The organism is Arthrobacter sp. fls2-241-R2A-172 (assembly GCF_030208885.1).
Taxonomy (GTDB): Bacteria; Actinomycetota; Actinomycetes; order Actinomycetales; family Micrococcaceae; genus Arthrobacter.
In genome coordinates this window covers 455,352-473,548 of sequence record NZ_JARVTB010000002.1, presented here as the reverse complement: position 1 = coordinate 473,548, position 18,197 = coordinate 455,352, and the positions used below count along the sequence as shown (strand labels likewise).

At 62.3% G+C, this 18,197-nt stretch carries 18 protein-coding genes; 10 read left to right on the top strand and 8 right to left on the bottom strand.

Translation table 11 applies throughout. The features are described 5' to 3' along the window. Nucleotides 1-18: 18 nt before the first annotated feature. Nucleotides 19-1,452 (bottom strand): exodeoxyribonuclease VII large subunit, encoded by a 1,434-nt coding sequence (locus QRM57_RS05020; RefSeq protein ID WP_284985792.1) that lies wholly within the window; start codon nucleotides 1,450-1,452, stop codon nucleotides 19-21. Nucleotides 1,453-1,658: 206 nt separating this feature from the next. Between QRM57_RS05020 and QRM57_RS05015 the strand changes: the two genes are divergently transcribed. Beyond that, the gene (locus QRM57_RS05015; protein ID WP_284985791.1) at nucleotides 1,659-2,633 is read left to right on the top strand and encodes a dienelactone hydrolase family protein; all 975 of its coding nucleotides are present in this window, start codon (nucleotides 1,659-1,661) and stop codon (nucleotides 2,631-2,633) included. On the opposite strand, the gene QRM57_RS05010 is transcribed toward QRM57_RS05015, so the two are convergent. Continuing rightward, entirely contained in the window at nucleotides 2,630-3,718 is a 1,089-nt protein-coding gene (locus QRM57_RS05010) for a PDDEXK nuclease domain-containing protein (RefSeq protein WP_284985790.1), read from the bottom strand. The two genes, QRM57_RS05015 and QRM57_RS05010, sit on opposite strands and share 4 nt — an antisense overlap. A 60-nt stretch (nucleotides 3,719-3,778) precedes the next feature. Here QRM57_RS05010 and QRM57_RS05005 point away from each other — a divergent pair, with 60 nt between their 5' ends. Together QRM57_RS05005 and QRM57_RS05000 are read left to right on the top strand one after the other, a co-directional pair. Continuing rightward, nucleotides 3,779-4,261: a DNA alkylation repair protein gene (locus QRM57_RS05005; protein WP_284985789.1), complete on the top strand. Its 483-nt coding sequence runs from the start codon at nucleotides 3,779-3,781 to the stop codon at nucleotides 4,259-4,261. Between the two features lie 87 nt (nucleotides 4,262-4,348). Continuing rightward, complete coding sequence (locus tag QRM57_RS05000; protein ID WP_284985788.1) at nucleotides 4,349-5,851, top strand: FAD-dependent oxidoreductase; 1,503 nt, start codon at nucleotides 4,349-4,351, stop codon at nucleotides 5,849-5,851. Here the strand turns inward: QRM57_RS05000 and QRM57_RS04995 are convergent. Beyond that, nucleotides 5,848-6,810, bottom strand: coding sequence for a hypothetical protein (locus QRM57_RS04995; RefSeq protein WP_284985787.1), 963 nt, complete (start codon nucleotides 6,808-6,810; stop codon nucleotides 5,848-5,850). The genes QRM57_RS05000 and QRM57_RS04995 overlap by 4 nt on opposite strands. 92 nt (nucleotides 6,811-6,902) lie before the next feature. On the opposite strand from QRM57_RS04995, the gene QRM57_RS04990 reads away from it, so the two are divergent. The 3 genes from QRM57_RS04990 to QRM57_RS04980 are packed head-to-tail and all read left to right on the top strand — an operon-like array spanning nucleotide 6,903 to nucleotide 8,973. After that, nucleotides 6,903-7,379, top strand: a complete 477-nt coding sequence (locus QRM57_RS04990; protein WP_284985786.1) for a DedA family protein — start codon at nucleotides 6,903-6,905, stop codon at nucleotides 7,377-7,379. Nucleotides 7,380-7,411: 32 nt separating this feature from the next. Then, on the top strand, nucleotides 7,412-8,215 hold the full coding sequence (locus QRM57_RS04985; RefSeq protein WP_284985785.1) for a thioesterase family protein: 804 nt from the start codon (nucleotides 7,412-7,414) through the stop codon (nucleotides 8,213-8,215). Next, nucleotides 8,215-8,973, top strand: coding sequence for a lipoate--protein ligase family protein (locus QRM57_RS04980; protein WP_257367967.1), 759 nt, complete (start codon nucleotides 8,215-8,217; stop codon nucleotides 8,971-8,973). Before QRM57_RS04985 ends, QRM57_RS04980 begins: the two co-directional genes overlap by 1 nt. Before the next feature lie 101 nt (nucleotides 8,974-9,074). On the opposite strand, the gene QRM57_RS04975 is transcribed toward QRM57_RS04980, so the two are convergent. The 3 genes from QRM57_RS04975 to QRM57_RS04965 form a co-directional block, all read right to left on the bottom strand. Then, nucleotides 9,075-9,716 (bottom strand): MBL fold metallo-hydrolase, encoded by a 642-nt coding sequence (locus QRM57_RS04975; RefSeq protein WP_284985784.1) that lies wholly within the window; start codon nucleotides 9,714-9,716, stop codon nucleotides 9,075-9,077. Beyond that, entirely contained in the window at nucleotides 9,713-10,798 is a 1,086-nt protein-coding gene (locus tag QRM57_RS04970) for an S-(hydroxymethyl)mycothiol dehydrogenase (RefSeq protein ID WP_284985783.1), read from the bottom strand. The genes QRM57_RS04975 and QRM57_RS04970 overlap by 4 nt, the downstream gene beginning before the upstream one ends. Before the next feature lie 148 nt (nucleotides 10,799-10,946). After that, on the bottom strand, nucleotides 10,947-11,207 hold the full coding sequence (locus QRM57_RS04965; RefSeq protein WP_091467878.1) for a mycoredoxin: 261 nt from the start codon (nucleotides 11,205-11,207) through the stop codon (nucleotides 10,947-10,949). A gap of 171 nt (nucleotides 11,208-11,378) precedes the next feature. Here QRM57_RS04965 and QRM57_RS04960 point away from each other — a divergent pair, with 171 nt between their 5' ends. Beyond that, nucleotides 11,379-12,125, top strand: coding sequence for an SOS response-associated peptidase (locus QRM57_RS04960; protein ID WP_284985849.1), 747 nt, complete (start codon nucleotides 11,379-11,381; stop codon nucleotides 12,123-12,125). Nucleotides 12,126-12,128: 3 nt separating this feature from the next. Here the strand turns inward: QRM57_RS04960 and QRM57_RS04955 are convergent, their stop codons facing one another. Beyond that, the gene (locus QRM57_RS04955) at nucleotides 12,129-12,518 is read right to left on the bottom strand and encodes a hypothetical protein (protein ID WP_235520807.1); all 390 of its coding nucleotides are present in this window, start codon (nucleotides 12,516-12,518) and stop codon (nucleotides 12,129-12,131) included. Nucleotides 12,519-12,565: 47 nt separating this feature from the next. After that, nucleotides 12,566-13,102, bottom strand: a complete 537-nt coding sequence (locus QRM57_RS04950) for a TetR/AcrR family transcriptional regulator (RefSeq protein ID WP_284985782.1) — start codon at nucleotides 13,100-13,102, stop codon at nucleotides 12,566-12,568. Between the two features lie 58 nt (nucleotides 13,103-13,160). On the opposite strand from QRM57_RS04950, the gene QRM57_RS04945 reads away from it, so the two are divergent. The 3 genes from QRM57_RS04945 to QRM57_RS04935 all read left to right on the top strand — a co-directional run bounded on the left by QRM57_RS04945 (nucleotide 13,161) and on the right by QRM57_RS04935 (nucleotide 18,117). Next, entirely contained in the window at nucleotides 13,161-14,216 is a 1,056-nt protein-coding gene (locus tag QRM57_RS04945) for an FAD-dependent monooxygenase (RefSeq protein WP_284985781.1), read from the top strand. A gap of 79 nt (nucleotides 14,217-14,295) precedes the next feature. Continuing rightward, nucleotides 14,296-14,613 (top strand): DUF6504 family protein, encoded by a 318-nt coding sequence (locus tag QRM57_RS04940; RefSeq protein ID WP_235520801.1) that lies wholly within the window; start codon nucleotides 14,296-14,298, stop codon nucleotides 14,611-14,613. A gap of 3 nt (nucleotides 14,614-14,616) precedes the next feature. Beyond that, on the top strand, nucleotides 14,617-18,117 hold the full coding sequence (locus QRM57_RS04935; RefSeq protein WP_284985780.1) for a DNA polymerase III subunit alpha: 3,501 nt from the start codon (nucleotides 14,617-14,619) through the stop codon (nucleotides 18,115-18,117). The last annotated feature ends 80 nt before the right edge of the window (nucleotides 18,118-18,197 follow it).

The following is an 18,197-nucleotide window of genomic DNA, read 5'->3' as shown; positions in this document are numbered from 1 at the left end:
GCCAAACGGCTTGTCTGGTCAGCCCCTCGGTACATGGTGCCGTAGTTTCCGGAGGGCCCGAACTGTCCTAACATTCATGATTCGGATCTCCCATTCGCGGACGGTCTCCGGTGGTCGCTTCAGGGGCTTACTGTGCTTTTTGCCGAGATGCTTTCGCGAGGAGAACTGGGCAGAGAGGACCACGACCGAAACGGTCACTATGCCCATAGCCAGCCAAAGCCCGAGCCCGTGGTCGGCGGAACCGGTGATCCAGGAGGCAATGGGCGTTGAGTTAAGCACGAACGTGACTGCCAAGCCCAGCGTCGCCAAGGTCAGCAGCCAGGAGTATCCGCGCACTCGGCGCGACGCGAGCTCGAGCAAGTCACGTCCGTGCTGACGGTCAGAGGCGATATGCGATGCCCGGCTTTCCCTCAGCGCGCCGTTGCATGCTCCAAGATCCGCCTCATACCGGTGAAGGGCCGCATTTGCCGTTGCCAGGTCCGTACGGGAAACGGCAAGGGAGTGCTCGACGGCTGATAGTTCCCTATCGAGCCTGGCAACCTTTCGGCGCTCGGCGCCAAGGCTTTCCTTGAAGGACGTCGGGTACTTTTTCCCGGGTGCCGCGGCGCTGACTGAGGGGGTCGTTATGGCAACTGCGGCGGCTGTCGGTGTCGTGAAAGATGCCGTGGCAGCCCGGTCAACGATGGATACGTCCTGACGGTGCCCAATGCCGGTGATAACAGGCACGGGCGACTCGAGGATGGCACGCGCCAATCCTTCATCCTGGAATCCCCGCATCGACCGCCAGTGCCCGCCGCCGCGCGTAATGACTACAAGATCATGGCCGTTCCTGCGCGCCTCATCACAAAAGTCTCGGAGCGTCGCGGCTGCCGACTGACCACCCAAGCTCATGTGACGATACGTGATTTCCGGCTTTTCCCCACTCTTCGCAATGCTCAGGTGGTGCTTGAAGTCCTCGACGCCCTGAGATTTTTCCGGCGAGATCACAGTGATCTTGCGTAATCGTCCCAACGAAAAACCGTCTTTGGCGTCCTCATATATGGCGTCATCATCGGCGTGGAGTCTCGAGTGACACGGAAATTCTGCCTTGAGGGTTTGAAGCGTTTGGCGATCCTTCAGGAGCATCGCACCGTTCAGGGAGAAATGCGATGAAATGTCAGTGACTTTCAAATAAATGTCGCCGGTCTCGGGCCACATCCGCAGCTGTCCGGAAACCTCCAGTTCCATGCCGTCAATCATGGCCGCCCTGAAGTTCTCTCCAGCCGTATCGAAGGCCCTTTTGATCGTAGCCAGTTCGGCATTCCACACCCTCGCTGGGAGGACAAAGGTCCGCTCGCCGCTCACCGTCACCAGATCAAAGGTCCAGCCCGACGCTTTGGGTTCTGCGTTCCGACACTCGGCAATGACGGTGGTGGCCAGCGCCTGCAGGGGACCGCGAATCTCCTCATACACTTGTTGAACACTTTTGGCCGATGGCGGCCAATCTTCCAATCCGTTATCGATTCCCGTCATTCCCGAATGCTCCCCTCCGTCGGGTCATGGTTACGTCTGAATAGTAGTGATGTGGTGCGGCCTTTTCTGACGGTATGAACCGTCCCACCCTTGTCCGCGTCCCAACTTCAGGGCAAGATATTGGCCAACTTCGAGAAGGACGTCCCATGGTGCAGCTTGAGAAGTTCGAAAAATACTTGATCGAGGAGTTCTACGACGATTACCGCTCCGGTGACATGTCGCACGGGACGTTCACCAGGCGCGTTGCCTTCATCATGGGCAGCATGACAGCCACTGCGGCGGCCATGACGTTGGTGGGCTGTACACCGCAGGAGATACCGAGGGCAACGGATCCTATGCCGACCCCAACCGCCACCGGACCGGCGGCACCAAAAGGCACTGCCACAACGGCTGTGCCCAACGCCAAAAGTCCGCTGTCTGTCCCGGAAGGCGCAGCGGGGCTGACCACGGCCACAGCCAATTTCCAGTCTCAAGGAACCCAAATCAGTGGCTACCTGGCCCGGCCCGAGGACGGAGGGCAACACCCCGCCGTGCTGATCTGCCACGAAAACCGAGGCCTCACCCCGCACATCCAAGACGTGGTCCGGCGCTTCGCCAAGCAAGGATACGTCGCACTGGCGCTGGACCTTCTCAGCAGGGAAGGCGGCACGGCCAACATGGACCCGGATGCCGTTCCTGGTGCGCTGACCCAGGCTGGCGCAGCACGCCATGTCGGTGACTTCAAAGCCGCCTTCGAGTACCTCAACGGCCAGGACTTCGTCGAAGGAGGCCGTATCGCCATGATCGGTTTCTGCTTCGGCGGCGGCATCACGTGGCAGGCGAGCACGGAGATTCCAGGACTCAAAGCAACGAGCGCCTTTTACGGCCCAGCACCTGACTTGGCCAAGGTACCCACCATCAAGCCGGCAGTGATGGGTGTGTATGCCGAGAAGGATGCGCGAATCACGGGCCCCATGCCGCAACTCCAGGAAGCGCTGGACAGGACCAGCGTCAAGCACCAGCTCAAGGTGTATCCCGGCGTGGACCATGCCTTCCATAACGACACCAGTGACCGCTATGTGGAAGCCCAGGCAACGGCGGCATGGAACGACACACTGGCGTGGTTCAGGGACAACGTCTAGCCCCGCAACCGGGCCGCTTCGCTCGCGAGCTCTGCCTCCAACGTCTCGATGCTGGGCAGGCTGGACACCAGCTCGTCCGGCAAGGAATCCGCAAGCGAGGTCTTCCATTCCGCGATGCCTACGGGTGCGTTAAAGCCTCGGAGCGCGTACTCGGCCACCACGCTGTTCTTCTCCTTGCACAGCAGCAACCCAATGGTTGGCTTGTCGTCCGGGTGCGCCATCAGATCATCAACGGCTGCCATGTACATGCCCAGCTGTCCCAGGAACCCGGGTTCGAACTTCACTGCCTTGAGTTCAATCACCATGTAGCAACGAAGCTTCAGGTGGTAGAACAGCAGGTCGGCAAAGAATTCGTCACCGGCGATTTCCAGCCGCACCTGCTCGCCAACAAAGGCGAACCCCTGGCCAAGCTCCAACAGGAACTTCTCCACATGCTTCACCAACTGCACCTCCAGGTCCCGTTCAGTGTGTCGATCGGTCATGGCAAGGAAATCGAAAACGTAGGGATCCTTGGTTGCCTGCTGCGCGAGGTCGGAGTCCGCACGGACCATGGTGGAGGCGAAGTTGGTGATGGCTTGCCCGGAGCGTTCATGCAAGCGCGTGGAGATCTGGTGAGTCAAAACGTTGCGCGACCATCCATGCTGGGCAGCGGCCGCGGCGTACCAAAGCCGCGTGGCGGCGTCGTCGAGCTTTTCCAGCAGGGCGATCTGGTGGTACCAGGGCAATGTTGCAAGCGGCGCTTGCAACATTGGGAAGTCCGGCCAAGCCTGCGCGAAGCTTTTCATGTACCGCAGGTTCCTGGGGGAAAAGCCCTTCGCTTCGGGGAACCGCGTGCGGATGTCGGCAGACAACCGGGTCACCACCTTGGCGCCCCAGCCTTGCTCCGATTCGCGTTCGGCCAGTTGCCGCCCGATGCTCCAGTAGGAGTTCAAGAGCTCACTGTTGGCCGCCGCCATCGCACGGGTGCGGCCCACTCGGACTTCCCTGGCCACGGTGTCGAGCAGCGTGGGGTACCAGTCGGGCATCGACGATGCGGCGGGAACACCCGGAAATGACGCCTCGGCGGCGAGCTCTTGGGACGGCATGTTTCTCCTGTCAGTGGCTGGTAAAACGACGGTATGGGGAGGCCCTGACAAAATAGGCGTGTGAGTGAAGCCGGTGAATTCGTGGACTACACGCTGCAGATGGAATCGACCTGGGAGAAAGCTGCCGAGACCAGCGAGCGCCTCGGCCAAGGCCTGAAGGTTTATGGTGCATCGGTAGGCGCAATACGCGGAACGGTCCGTGACGCCCTGAAGCGGTACAAGAACCTCAGCCACGACGACATCACGGCCCTGAGCTCTGAGCTGTGGGAGGAACCGGTGTTCGAGCGGCGGCTGGCAGCGGTGGTCCTGCTCCAGACAAAGGTAGCTTTACTGGTCAACACGGACCTGACGCGCATTGAAGGCTTCATCCGGAGCGCCCGAACCCGCGAACTCGTCGAGCCCCTGGCCAAAGATGTGGCGCGGCCGTTGCTGGCCCGGCTCGAGGGTTTGGCCAAGGAGAGGGCGGCGCGGGTGCTGGAGCGATGGGCCAACGACCCGGATAGTGAACTGCAATATGCAGCCAGCCTTGCCGCCGCACCATAGCCCCTTGATAAGCACCAGCGAGCCGCCTACCGTTTCCATCAACACATGCCAGGAGCCAATTCCGTGAATTGAGAGGCAGGTTGTTCGATGAAATCACTGTGGTTGGACAGGGAGTCAGACTTCAAATCCGACCCCGTCCCACAGGAGAAGCACTTTGACTCGATAGTGGTGGGAGCGGGCATCACCGGGATGCTAGCCGCGCTGCTGTTGTCGCGGTCCGGCCAACGGGTGGTGGTCTTCGAAGCCCGAACCCTGGGTGCCGTGACCACTGGAAACACCACCGGAAAGTTGAGCCTCTTGCAAGGCGGCGCGTTGTCAGCCCTGCGCAGCCAGTACCCGCTGAAGGTGGTGCAGGCGTATGTGGAGGCCAACAGGACGGGGCAGGCGTGGCTCACCCAGTACATGGAACAGCAAGCTGTCCCGTTCCAGCGACGGACAGCCATCACCTTCGCAACCACCGACGACGGCGGCCAGCGGCTCCGCAAGGAAGCTGCGGTCTCCCGGGACGCAGGTCTGGACGTCCATTTCAGCCGTGATGCCGGCCTGCCTTTCAAGGTGGTGGAGGCGCTGGAACTTGAAGGCCAAGCGCAGATCCATCCGATGGAGGTGCTGGACGCGCTGGCCCGGGATATCCGTGAACACGGCGGCCTGGTTGTTGAAGGGGTGCAAGTTCAAAACGTCAGCGGCGACCGTCCCCTGAGCGTCACCACCAGGAAAGGCAGTTTCACCGCCGACACCGTGGTCCTGGCGACAGGCACACCTATCCTGAACCGCGGGTTGTACTTTGCCAAGCTGGAGCCGAACCGGTCCTACGCGGCAGCGTTGAGAGTGCCGGGCGCCATTCCCCCGAGTATGTACCTCTCCATTGATTCGCCTACGAGGTCCCAACGCACCTACCCGGCAGCCGACGCGGAACTGTTGCTGGTGGGCGGATACGGGCACGCCGGTGGCCGGGCGACGTCGCCACGACAACATCTGGACGATCTCCTCGGATGGGCCAGCCAGCATTATCCGGGGGCCGAGGTCACCCATACGTGGTCCGCCCAGGACTACCAGGCGACCAATCTCATGCCGTTCTTCGGCAAGCTTCCCCGCGGCAAGGGCCGGATCTTCTTCGGAACCGGATACAACAAATGGGGCATGAGCAACGGGGTCGCCGCTGCCTTGGCCATCACCTCCGAGATTCTGGGTGGCCACTCGGACTGGGCTACCACCATCCACCACCGCGTCACCTCGCCCAAGGGGGCGGCCGAAGCCATCCGGCACAACGCGGACATTGCCCGTCGGATGGTGGAGGACAAATCCAAGGTCAAGAACAACCCGGAAATCACTGACGAAACCCGCCCGCCAGAGGGGAGCGGCGTCGTCGGACTTTACAAGGGTGAACCGGCGGCGGTGTCCACCGTGGATGGGAAGGTCTGCAGGGTCTCGGGCAGTTGCGCGCACCTTGGCGGCTTGTTGACGTGGAACGACGCCGAGAAGACCTGGGATTGCCCTTTGCACGGATCGCGCTTCACTCCGGAAGGAAAATACCTGGAAGGTCCCGCGACCCATCACCTGCAAAAGTCCCTGGTCAGGAAGAAGGACTAGCCCAATCGCTCTACGCGTCTTTGCGCCTGGTCCGCGGTGCGTCGTTGCTGGGTCGCGGCCCTGACTGCTAGCTTCTTCTTGGATTCGGCGGTGTCCGTGTCTCTGGTGATGCCGATCAGTTCGGCTTCCAGCTCCGCCAGGCGGCGCTTGGCTTCCTCGATGTCTGCCTTCACCCCCGCACGACGATCGGCCAGTTCCTTCACGGCCTCCCACGCCGAGGCAGCCGCTTGTTCCGCTTCCCGCGCCTCCTGATCGGCAGCATCGAACGCGGCGCGGGCTTCCTCCAGCGCTGCCGTCCGTTTGGCTGCCCGACGCTCGGCCAGGGACGTAGCTTCGTCCTGGGGTGCATTCTTGGGCGCCCGCGTTTTCTTGGCAGGTTCCGGTTTATCCCGCTTATTTGGCGTGTGCACCTGTTGCTCCGGCACTTTCGAGGCAGGGCGTGCAGCGTCCTCGGGACCGGCAGCCGCAACGGCGCCGTCGAGGTCGACTGCTTCGAACCCGCTGCTGCTCAGCCCCCGCACCAGCCTGCCAGTCGCCACGGCTGTCGCGGCTCCGCTATCAGCCATCGCTGCCCTCAAGGTCTGTTCGACGTCGGCAGCCGCTGCTGCGCTGAGCGGCGCTCCCAGCTCGGCGGCCAGGTCTTTGGCTGCATGCACGGCCGCAGTCAGTTCGCCTTGGCGTTTCTGTCCGAGTTCGCGAAAAGCCCCAGCGTCCGACGCTTCCTGCGCGGCCCGGAGAGAACTGCCAAAACGTACGACGCCGTCAATCACCTCGGGTTTGTGAACGGCAAGCATGTTGATGGCCCAGGCTCCGGCAGCTGGCTTGGGAAGGCTGCTGATTTCCTTCGACAGCTCCTTTTGGCCGTTGTCTTTGGCTTTCCGGACCAAGGCTGTGCGCTGCGTTGTGAAGTCGCGAGGCATGACGGCGTACAGCTCCTGGGCGGCGTCGCGGAGATCCATGGACCCATCCTAGGGTTCCTCCGGACGAACCCGGTGGACCGAATCCGCGGTGGGCGGGTGCTTAGGGTAGCCTAAGTCGAGTGGACCAGATCATGAGCTTGCCCTTCGGCGTCGCCCTCGCGGCGCTCTTCGCCATTGTCATGATCCGCGTCAACGTCACGTATTGGATTGGCCGGGGAGCGGTTGCAGGGTTCGCGCACACCCGTTTCGGCAGTTCCTTGGAACGACCCAAAGCAGCCCGGGCCCAAGCGCTCATCCAGCGTTGGGGTCCGTACGCCGTCGTGCTTTCCTTCCTGACGATAGGCCTGCAGACGGCCATCAACCTGGCAGCCGGCGCGGCCCGTATGCCGCTGCGCCGTTACCTCCCTGCAGCCGTTGTCGGCTCCGTGGTCTGGGCATTGCTGTACGCGACCATTGGTCTGGCTGCCTTGGAGGCCTGGTTGGCGGTGGCTGCGGCGTCGCCTGTGGGTGCCGCGTTGGGCGTTGCCACTTTGGCGGCGGTTGTGGTCTGGGTTGTCGTGTTCCGGCGGCGTCGGGCAGCGGCCAAATCAGCGGATACAGTGGTCTGAGTTCTACAGCTGGATCGGCGAAAGGCTTAGGTTTGACTACTGCATTACCGGATTTGGCGGACGGCGATTTCTACTATGAGTCGTTGGGATCGGGACGCTACCGCTCCACGATCCACGCCCAGGGTGCCTGGAATCCGCATGAACAGCACATGGCTCCGGCCTCCGGCATCATCGCTGATGCTTTGGTCCGGCACGAGCCCAGGGACGATGTTCGCTTGGCGCGGATCAGCTATGAAATTTTGGGGCTCATTCCGGGCGGGGAGTTCCAGGTCACCACTTCAACGCTGAGGCCGGGCCGGACCATCGAACTCATCCAGGCCGAACTTTCAGCAGGGGGCCGGGTGGCCATCCGGGCGGCTGCATGGCGAATGGTTACCAGTGACACCAGCGCTGTGGCCGCCGTCGAAGATGAACCGATGCCCGCTCCAGACGAATGCAAACCGTGGGACGGCGCCAGCGTGTGGCCCGGTGGCTACATCCGTTCCCTGGAAATGCGCTTGGCCGAGGGGCACCGTCCGGGCTCCGGCAGGGTGTGGATCCGGACCTCGCACCCGCTGACCGATCGGGACGACAGCACGGACCTGGCACGGCTGATGGGACTCGTGGATACGGCCAACGGCATCGCCGCCCGCGTTCCGCCCGGAGAAAACAGCTACATCTTCCCCAACCTGGACCTGCAGATCCACATGTACAGGGCGCCTGCGGGCGAATGGTTGGGGTTGGACAACAAGGTCTCCTTCGGCGCAGACGGCATTGGCCTGACGTCCACCGTGCTTCACGACGTCAGCGGACCGTTCGGCCGGGCCGAGCAGATCCTGACCCTGAGGAAGAGTTAATGGGCGCGGCCACGATGGAAGTCGCGGAACGTAGACAGCTGACGGCATACCGTCAGCCCAAGTCATTGGGGGCGGCAGCGGACCTCGACTTCGCTTTGGAGCTCCTTAAGCGTGCCCGGAGCGGTCAGTTGGGGCCGTCCCTGCGTCTGTACCGCCCGAAGCCTACGGTTGCCTTCGGCCAGCGCGATGCGAACCTGCCGGGTTTTGGTGCCGCCGAAGAAGCGTGCCGCGGGTTGGGGTTCGAGCCGCTGGTCCGCAAAGCCGGCGGACGGGCGGCTGCTTACCACGAAGGCTCGCTGGTGATCGATCATGTGGAGCCCCACCCCGACGCCATCGTCCGGGCCAAGGCACGGTTTTCGGAATTTGGCGATTTGCTGGCCGGTGCCCTGCGCAGCGTTGGCGTCCACGCCGCCGTCGGAGAAATCCCGGGGGAGTATTGCCCTGGTGAGTTCAGCGTCCACGGTGAGGACCCGGACTTTCCTGCGCACCGGATCAAGCTGATCGGCACCGCGCAACGCGTGGTTTCCGGCGGTTGGCTCTTCAGTTCAGTGATCGTGGTGGAGAACTCGCAGCCCATCCGCAACGTTTTGACGGCCAGTTACGCAGCCCTCGGACTGGACTGGGATCCGGCTACCGCTGGTGCGGCAAACGACCTGCTGCCGCACCTGGATGTCAAAACCGTCGAGGACGCCGTGATCGAGGCCTACCGTGGTTACGCGGACGTCCTCGACGGCGACTTCCCGGCGCTCCTGGGTTAATGGCCACGGCGGGGCAATAACCACGGCTGGTCAATAGCCACGGCTGCGGCCGGCTGCCTCCTCGAAAAAGGTGGCAGCCGGCCGCAGCCGTTCCCTAAGGGCTAGTGTCCGCGGGCGATCCATTCGTCCAGGTGCGGGGCCTCGGAACCGATGGTGGTGGTGTCACCGTGTCCTGTGCGGACCACTGTTTCCGCGGGGAGGGGCAGCAGCCGTGTACGGATGGATTCGATGATGGTGGGGAAGTCGCTGTAGGACCGTCCGGTGGCTCCTGGGCCGCCCTGGAAGAGGGTATCGCCGCTGAAGAGCGTCCCCCGGCTGGGCAGGTGGAAGGACACCGACCCCGGCGAGTGGCCGGGTGTGTGGATCGCCTCCAGTGTTGCCCCGGCAACGGTGAAGGTATCTCCGTCAGCGATGGAGTTGTCAGGATCGGCTTCCGGAAAGACATCGTGCCAGAGCATCCAGTCGTCCTTGTGCAGGTACACCGGCGCCTTGGTGAGCTCCCGGAATTCGCCGGCATAGCGGATGTGGTCGTCGTGGCCGTGCGTGAGCAGGATGGCTGTCACTGCCCGGCCGTTGACGGCGTCGACAATCGCGGAGGGATCGTGGGCTGGATCGATGACGATGCACTCGTCGGCGTCACCGATGATCCACACGTTGTTGTCCACCTCCCATGTTCCGCCGTCGAGGGAGAAGGTTCCGGAGGTTACGACGCGATCGATCGTGGGGTTGGATCCGGCGTTCACAGTTCAACCACCGAGCGGAGGACGGCGCCCTGGTGCATTTTGTCGAACGCTTCTTCCACCTGGTTGATGGAGATGCGCTCGGTGACGAAGGCATCGAGGTCCAACCTGCCCTGCTTGTAAAGATCAACCAGCATGGGGAAGTCCCTGGAGGGCAGGCAGTCGCCGTACCAGGAGGATTTCAAAGAGCCGCCACGGCCAAAGACATCCAGGAGCGGCAGCTCAAGCGTCATCTCGGGGGTGGGGACGCCCACCAGGACAACCGTTCCGGCGAGATCGCGGGCGTAGAAGGCCTGCTTATACGTTTCGGGCCTTCCTACGGCGTCAATCACCACGTCCGCTCCGAAACCGCCGGTGAGCGCACGGATTTCCTCGACGGGGTCCCCGGCAGAGGAATCGACGGTGTGGGTGGCTCCCAGTTCCTTGGCGCGTTCGAGCTTCTTGGGGTCGATGTCCACCGCGATGATGGTGGTGGCCCCTGCGAGCGCAGCGCCGGCGATGGCGGCTACGCCAACACCTCCGCAGCCGATGACGGCAACGGAGTCGCCGCGCTTGACGCCGCCGGTGTTGATCGCGGCGCCCAGACCTGCCATGACGCCGCAGCCGAGCAGGCCGACGGCGGCGGGATCGGCGTCGGCGTCTACTTTGGTGCACTGCCCGGCAGCTACGAGCGTCTTTTCGATGAACGCTCCAATGCCCAGGGCCGGCGACAACTCGGTGCCGTCCTCGAGGGTCATCTTTTGCGTGGCGTTGTGGGTGTTGAAGCAGTACTGGGCTTGACCGCGCTTACAGGCGCGGCAGTTTCCGCAGACTGCCCGCCAGTTGAGGACTACGCGGTCGCCGGGGGCGACGTCGGTGACATCGGGACCCACCGCGCTGACGACGCCGGTGGCTTCGTGGCCCAGCAGGAACGGGAAGTCGTCACTGATTCCGCCCAGCTTGTAGTGGAGGTCAGTGTGGCAGACGCCGCTGGTGAGGATGTCAACGAGGGCTTCGCCAGGTCCGGGTTCGGGTACCAAGACGGTTTCGAGGGTTGCGGGCGCGCCTTTGGAGCGGACGACGACGCCTTTGACTGCGTGGACCATGGAGAGGGTTCCCTTCGGGCTCGCGGAGAGCGGGCCCGGTTAACTGCAGAAGGGCCCGCTACGGATTCCCATTCTGTCTATCACAGGTGGCAGACAGCGTGTGGATTGTTCCGGCGGACCCTGGTGCGGTTACGCGTGGAGCCAGCGGTTATACGGCGACCAGGCGCTTCTCAACCTCGGATGCCGAGGGGTTGGTCGCTGCCGTGCCGTCCGGGAAAAGCACGGTGGGAACGGTGCGGTTTCCACCGTTGAGCTGCTCGACGAGTTCGGCGGTGCCATCGACTTCTTCGATGTTGATCTCGGTGTAGCCGATGCCCTTGGCGTCCAGCTGCTTCTTCAGGCGGTTGCAGTAGCCGCACCAAGTGGTCGAGAACATGGTGATGGTGCCGGAGTCGGGAGTGAAGTCCACAGAGCTCTCCTCAGTATTTGGGTCGTTTTCGCGGGTTGGTTCCTTCCTGACAACGGTAACCCGGTACCGAATAATTCCCGTGCGGCAGGGAAGCGCATATGACATCACATGTCCGCGCTGGTGCGTTCCTTCGGGAAAGGGCAGACTGTTCGCATGTGTGGACGCTATGTAATGGCCCGTGCGGTGGGGGACCTGCTCGCCGACTTTGACGCCGAGCTGGAGAACGAGATCGCCTTGGAAAAGTCGTGGAATGTTGCCCCGACTGATGCGGTTCCCGTTGTCCTGGAGAGGCTTGTTGACGATCACCTGAAAAGGCAGCTGCATGTTGCCAAGTGGGGGCTCGTGCCTTCGTGGGCCAAGGATCCCAAGGGCGGTGCCAGGCTGATTAACGCCCGCAGTGAAACCCTCTTGGAGAAGCCCTCCTTCAAGAAGGCCGCCGTTGCGCGCCGGTGTGCGGTCCCTGCCGATGGCTACTACGAGTGGAAGAAGGGTGAGGGAAAGAGCAAGCAGCCCTATTACGTGCACCCGGGGGACGGGCGTGGACTGGTCTTCGCGGGGTTGTATGAGTGGTGGAAGGACCAGTCGGCTTCACCCGATGACCCGGGACGCTGGCTGCTTTCGATGTCCATCCTGACCGCAGACACCCCGACGGCCGAATCAGCCCGGACCCGGCGCAGTGCCTCGGTGTTTGACGAACTGACTGCCCTCCATGACCGCGTTCCCTTGCCTATGAGCACCGAGACGATGGAAGCCTGGCTTGATCCGCGCGAAAAGGATGCGGCGGGGTTGGTGGAACTGGTCCGTTCCAGGGCGCACGACGCAGCGGCCGATTGGACCATCGACCCGGTGGGTGCCGCTGTGGGTAATGTCCGCAACAACTCACCGGAACTCATTGAACCCGTGGAAGGGCTCTTCTAGCGGTCAGAGCGCTTCGTTCACGGGGACGCCGGACTGGAAATCCCGGCCGTCTGCTTCGCTGAACGCTGTCATGACGTGTCCCTTGCTGAGTCCATGAATGGCAGAGATGGGGAAGTTGCCCGTGATGACGTTGCCGGAGTGCTCCACGCCCTTGATATCGTAATTTTCCTCCGCGCTGAGTGCGTGGTTGAACGAGTAGAACGAGATCGCTTCACCGTTCATGAACTCGATCCCCAACCTGCGCTGGGAGGAGTAGTCTTCGCTGGCAGCAACAAGGCCCACGACGTAGGCGCCGGAGCCAGGAATGTTGCCGTCAATTTCGAACCGTGCCACCAGGTTCTCGTCGGAGGCGGAGATGTTGACCTGCTTGAGGAGTGCGTCATTGGTACTCATGGCACAATCCTGCTCTGCGGACCCTCTGCCGTCCACCCCCTGGCCGGTTAGCCCTCCAGGAGGCGCTGGATGTTGCTCGCCACGACTTTGGGCTCAAGGCTTTGTCCACGGCGCGCAGTAAGGGTGTGCAGGGCAAGTCCGTCGCTGTAATCGGCCACAGCTTCCGCCCGCGCCCTGGCATCGGGTATGCCCATGGTTTCAAGGACCTGCGCCAAGGCGGAGAGCATCCGTTCATGGCCGGCTGCCACAGCGTCCGGCTGGTCGAGGGCCAGGACGAACCGTGTCCGGGTCAGTTCAGCGTTTTCGTGCGCGAGTGCCATGACTGCGGTGGCGAGTTGACCCGCCAAAGCGGGCACCGACGTCGGAACCTCCAGGGCTCCCTGCTGCAGCAGCCGGTTGTCTTGTTCTTCAACGCGGTCGACGGCGGCTGCCACCAAAGCGGCGCGGTTGCGGAAATAGTTGGAGGTAGTTCCGACGGCGACGCCGGCCTGGGCGTCGACGGCGCGGTGGGTGAGTCCTTTGAGGCCTTGCGCGGAGACAACGGCGAGCGCTGCGTCGGCGAGGAGTGTGCGTCGGTCAGCCATGGCGAAAGTCTAGCTTCAACCCCTGGTAGTACTACAAATGTAGTAGTAGTGTGACCGCATGGAAAACGTAGACATTATTGGCGGCGGGATAGCCGGGCTGGCGCTCGCAGCCCGGCTGGATCCCGGACGCTTCACGGTTACCCTGCATGAGCAAAGACCCCAACTCCCCACTGTCGGAACAACCTTGGCGATGTGGCCCGAAGCCCAGCGGGCCCTGTCCCGGTTGGGGATCCTCGGTGCAGTAAGGGGGCGGGGCTCCGTCATTAGCGCGGGCGCCCTCCGGAATCCGGGAGGAAAGCCGGTGCTGTCCATGGAAGGAGAGGGTTTGCTCGGCGTCTCCCGGACCGAGCTGCTCAGCCTGCTGGACTCCGCCGTGCCGGGCGTCGTGCGCCGGGTTACGGAGCGCGTGGAAAGCCTTCCTGCTCCCGCTGGGTTGACGGTGGGTGCGGACGGCGTCCATAGCGTGGTTCGCCAAGCTGCATGGGGGAAACGCAGTACCGCCAAGGCGACGCCGTTCCTGGCCATACGTGGGGTAGTACCCACGGTCCCATCACCCGGGGATGTTGGAGAGTACTGGGGCAAGGGCGAGATTTTCGGCATGGCCCCGGCTGTGGGCGGAACCAACTGGTACGCCTCCTTCAGATCCCACCTGGGTCCAGGGCGGGTCGACGTCGAAGAAGCGCTCGAAGAGACAAGGGGGCGCTATGCCGGGTACTCATCAGCCGTGCAGCAGGTGCTTTCCCAGGCATCCGACGAAAATTCGCTGGCCCAACGCATCTGGACCACCCCTGCCCTTGCCCGCTACGCAAAGGGAAGGGTCGTATTGATCGGAGATGCCGCCCACGCCATGACGCCCAACCTCGGCAGGGGCGCCTGCGAAGCACTCATTGATGCCGTGACCCTGGGAGGGCTGCTCAATGACCTGCCGATAGAGGAAGCGCTCGCCAAGTATGAAAGGAAGCGTGTACTCCGTACTCAGCAAATGCGGTTGGCATCGTCCCTGATGGGCAGGATTTCCCTCGCCCAGCGCTGGCAACCCGCGCGGGATGCCTTGCTGAAGCAAGCGGGAAAGAATGTCTCCCGAACCCACGGAAAGGCGAAAACTTCGAAGTAGGTTTTGTCGGTACAGCGTCGTAAACTGGAAGTATTCGAACATACTTTCGAATACGAACTCAGGCGCAAGGAGTGTGGATATGGGACTGTTCAGCGAATCAGTGGACGTCATCTGCACAGACCAGGGCCAGCCACTGGAAGTCACATGGAAAGGGACCAGCTACAAAGTCACGGGAGAACCGAACCGATGGTTCGAACGGCGCAAGTGGTGGGCAGAGGAAACCCGTGCACCCATCGGCAGCGGAGCAGGGCTGGTTGACCACGAAATCTGGCGCGTACAACTCGAAAACACCATCACCCTCGACGTCGTCCGCCACCTTGGCAGCGGGCGATGGCGGCTACTCCGCATCCACGACGCCGCACCTGCACGCGCCGTTGAACCTGACGAAGCAGCGTGACCCTTGAGCTTCACCCACTTGCACGTCGCAACAGCCTTCAGCGCCCACTACGGTGTCTCCTGGCCCGATGAACTTGCCCAAGCCGCAGCAGCAGACTCAGCAACCGCGCTCGCCTGTACCGACAGGGACGGGCTGTACGGAACCGTAAAACACATCAAAGCCTGCATGGACGCGGGCATCGACCCCATTGTGGGGGTCGACCTTGCAGTCTTCGACGACGACGGCGACCACCGCACCCGGATCTCGGGCCGCGTCGTCGTCCTTGCCCATGGCAATAACAACGGGGCAGGATACAGGGCACTCTGCCGCCTCATCTCCGACGCACATGCACGGACCTCAGGAAAAGCCGGTGGAACCATCCCGGTCGCAGTCACCCGAAGTGAACTCGCCTCACGAACCCTCGACCCCCAAACATTGAAACCTGTCCTCACGGTCCTGATTGGACCGGACTCCGATGTGGGGCAATCCATGGGAGGACGCAAATACCTCCGGCCCCGGACACTCTTCAACGAGTGGATCAACGCCATGCCACCAGGCACCATTGTTGCCGAAACAGTGACCCACCTCAGCGCCCCCGGAGAACCCCTCAGCACCGCCCACGCCGTAAGGATGCTCAAACTGGCGCTGGAATACAACGTCCCTGCGATTCTCAGCAACGCCGTCCGCTACTGCGCACAGGACGGCGCCGCCACCGCCGACGTCCTCGACTCAGCCCGCACCCTCAAATCCCTCCCCGAACTCTCAACCGCCCCAATGCTCCAGCCGACGGGCCAAGGATGGCTCAAGAACGCCCACCAGATGCTTCAACTGGGCAAGGAAATCATGGGCGCCGCAGGCCTCGGGAAAGCAGACCTTCATAAACTCCTTGCCAACACTGAAGCCCTCGCCGACAAATGCCGGATCAACCCCGTCCTCGATATGGGATGGAAAACGCCTATTGTCCCTGAAGCCTCCATCATCGGTATCGAAAAAGATCCAATGGTCGAACTGTCCGAACGATGCAACGCAGGAATCAGCCGACGATTCCCCGGCATCAGTGGCTCGGCTGAAGAACGGCTGCGCTCGCGGTTGGACCACGAGCTCGGAATTATTGGAAACCTTGGGTTCGGCTCCTACTTCCTCACCGTGGCTGAGGTCTCACGGATGATCCTGGAAATGGGGGTCCGGGTCGCGGCCCGAGGATCCGGTGCCTCCAGCCTGGTCAATTATTTGATCGACATCAGCCAGGTTGACCCGATCCGCCACGACCTCATCTTCGAGCGTTTCCTGTCCGGGCGCCGATCAACTCTGCCGGATATCGACATTGATGTTGAAAGTGCCGAACGGCATAACGTCTATCGAAAAATCTTTGACCGGTTCGGGGCTGAACGCGTCACCCTCATGAGCATGCAAAACGGTTACCGGGCAAGGGGCGCAGTCCGGGATGCGGGCATGGCATTGGGCATGGACGAAGGTGAGATCAGCGAGATCGCCAAGCAGCTGTGGAGGTTCTCTGCCCGGAAATTCCGTGAGGCGCTGGTGGAGAAGCCCGAACTTCGCGAATTTGCCGGGCGGGTGGAACGGGGTGCTTTGGAAGAAAACCAGCAGCTCGATCTCCTGGTGGACCTGACTGAAAGGCTGGACCGCTTGCCCCGCCACATCTCCATGCACCCCTGTGGAGTGATCCTGGGTGACGCCACGCTCCTGGACCGCACTCCTGTGCAACCCAGCGGCTTGGGCCTGCCGATGAGCCAGTTCGACAAGCACGACATGGATCCCATGGGCATGCTGAAACTGGATGTCCTGGGCGTGCGGATGCAAAGTGCCATGGCCTTTGCTGTCCGGGAGGTTATCCGGTTGCATCCGGGCAAGGATGAGGTGGTGAAAGCCGGCCGGCATCCCATCGGGCCGGATGGTTCAGGTCCTGACTATATTGCGCCCGATGGCAGGATCGACCTCAATGCTGTGCCCTTCGATGACCAGGCCACGTATGAGCTGATCAGAAGCACGCACACCCTGGGGTGCTTCCAAATTGAATCCCCGGGTCAGCGCGAGCTCATTGGCAAGATGGCGCCCCGTGAATTCAACGACCTCATCATAGATATTTCCCTCTTCAGGCCCGGGCCCATGAAATCCGACATGGTCCGGCCCTTCCTGGAACACAGGCACGGCTTTGCCCCTGAGGTCTATCCGCATCCGGACCTCAAGCCGGTGCTGGAGGAAACGCATGGCGTCACCGTCTTCCACGAACAAATCCTCAAAACATTCGATGTCATGACCAAATGCGGACTGGACAGGGCTGACGAGTTCCGTCGTGCGCTGGGCGACGAAGTCCACGAACCCGGCGTCGAAAAATTCTTTCGCAAGGAAGCCATCAAGAACTATCCACCAGAGGTCGTGGACAAGGTCTGGGGGACCCTCAAGGCCTTTGGCAGCTTCGGCTTCTGCAAGGCCCATGGGGCAGCGTTTGCCGTGCCCACCTACCAATCGGCCTGGCTCAAGACCCATCATCCCGAAGCCTTCCTCGCAGGGCTGTGGGAACACGATCCCGGGATGTATCCCAAACGCCTCCTGGTCGCAGAAGCCCGCCGGCTCGGCATACCCATCCTCCCGTTGGACATCAACCGAAGCCATGCTGAATACCGGGTCGAAAAAATCCTGGAGGGCCCTGACGCCGGCAAGCTCGGCATCCGTCTGAGCCTGACCGGAATCTATGGGCTGTCCGGGGCGGAGCTGAAGAGAATCGTGGCAGGCCAACCCTACGATTCCCTCGCCGACCTCAGGGCCAGGGCAAGGGTTAGTAAGCCGAACATCAAAAGGCTGGCGCAGTTGGGGGCCTTTGATGCCCTCCATAGGGATTCCGGCGGAAAAGCAAACCGCGCAGACCTCGTACAGCATCTGCAAGCCCTCCAAACAACTTCTACCCGGAAGGCTGCCGATGTCATTGAAGGGCAACTGTCGTTTGCGCTGGGGGATGTTGAGCTGAGGAACCTGCCCCCGGAACTGCCGGCCCCCACCCGGGTGGAAACTGTCAGGGCGGAGCTTGACCTGATGGCAATGGACGTCAGCGAGCACCTGATGGAGAGCCATAGGCCGTTGTTGGACAAGCTCGGAGTCACTACAGCTGACAAACTTCTGGGGCTTCGAAACGGCACTGAAGTCCTGGTGGCTGGAGTGCGGGTCGCCACCCAAACCCCTCCCATGCGTGGAGGGCGGCGTGTGGTGTTCATCAGCATCGACGACGGCACGGGTTGCGTCGACTCTGTTTTCTTCCACGAAGCACAGGAAGAGTCGGGTCCACTGCTGTTCGGTACCCGGATGTTGCTGATCCGGGGAACTACCAGGAGGACCGGTCCCAGGGGAATCAGCCTGAGCGCCAGCAAAGCATGGGACCTTAGCAAGCCCGAGACCCTGCCCTACGCTGAACTCTTTCCATCGGGAGGTGGGCTGCCTGATGAATACACGCGCCACGGACCTCTTCACGGGATCTCCCGGAACCTTGCCATCACGGGCCTAGGCAGCTGAATCCGGTGACGGCGTGCTGCTTTGGCCGCCTTCATCGAAACCGATACGATTGACGATGGCTGGCTGTGGTCCCCGTACGC

Bases quoted from the DNA above. Each gene is read 5' to 3' on its own strand.
- QRM57_RS05015 (WP_284985791.1), top strand. From the start codon at position 1,659: ATGGTGCAGCTTGAGAAGTTCGAAAAATACTTGATCGAGGAGTTCTAC.
- QRM57_RS05010 (WP_284985790.1), bottom strand. From the start codon at position 3,718: ATGCCGTCCCAAGAGCTCGCCGCCGAGGCGTCATTTCCGGGTGTTCCC.
- QRM57_RS05000 (WP_284985788.1), top strand. From the start codon at position 4,349: ATGAAATCACTGTGGTTGGACAGGGAGTCAGACTTCAAATCCGACCCC.
- QRM57_RS04995 (WP_284985787.1), bottom strand. From the start codon at position 6,810: ATGGATCTCCGCGACGCCGCCCAGGAGCTGTACGCCGTCATGCCTCGC.
- QRM57_RS04990 (WP_284985786.1), top strand. From the start codon at position 6,903: ATGAGCTTGCCCTTCGGCGTCGCCCTCGCGGCGCTCTTCGCCATTGTC.
- QRM57_RS04980 (WP_257367967.1), top strand. From the start codon at position 8,215: ATGGGCGCGGCCACGATGGAAGTCGCGGAACGTAGACAGCTGACGGCA.
- QRM57_RS04970 (WP_284985783.1), bottom strand. From the start codon at position 10,798: ATGGTCCACGCAGTCAAAGGCGTCGTCGTCCGCTCCAAAGGCGCGCCC.
- QRM57_RS04960 (WP_284985849.1), top strand. From the start codon at position 11,379: ATGGCCCGTGCGGTGGGGGACCTGCTCGCCGACTTTGACGCCGAGCTG.
- QRM57_RS04955 (WP_235520807.1), bottom strand. From the start codon at position 12,518: ATGAGTACCAATGACGCACTCCTCAAGCAGGTCAACATCTCCGCCTCC.
- QRM57_RS04950 (WP_284985782.1), bottom strand. From the start codon at position 13,102: ATGGCTGACCGACGCACACTCCTCGCCGACGCAGCGCTCGCCGTTGTC.
- QRM57_RS04945 (WP_284985781.1), top strand. From the start codon at position 13,161: ATGGAAAACGTAGACATTATTGGCGGCGGGATAGCCGGGCTGGCGCTC.
- QRM57_RS04940 (WP_235520801.1), top strand. From the start codon at position 14,296: ATGGGACTGTTCAGCGAATCAGTGGACGTCATCTGCACAGACCAGGGC.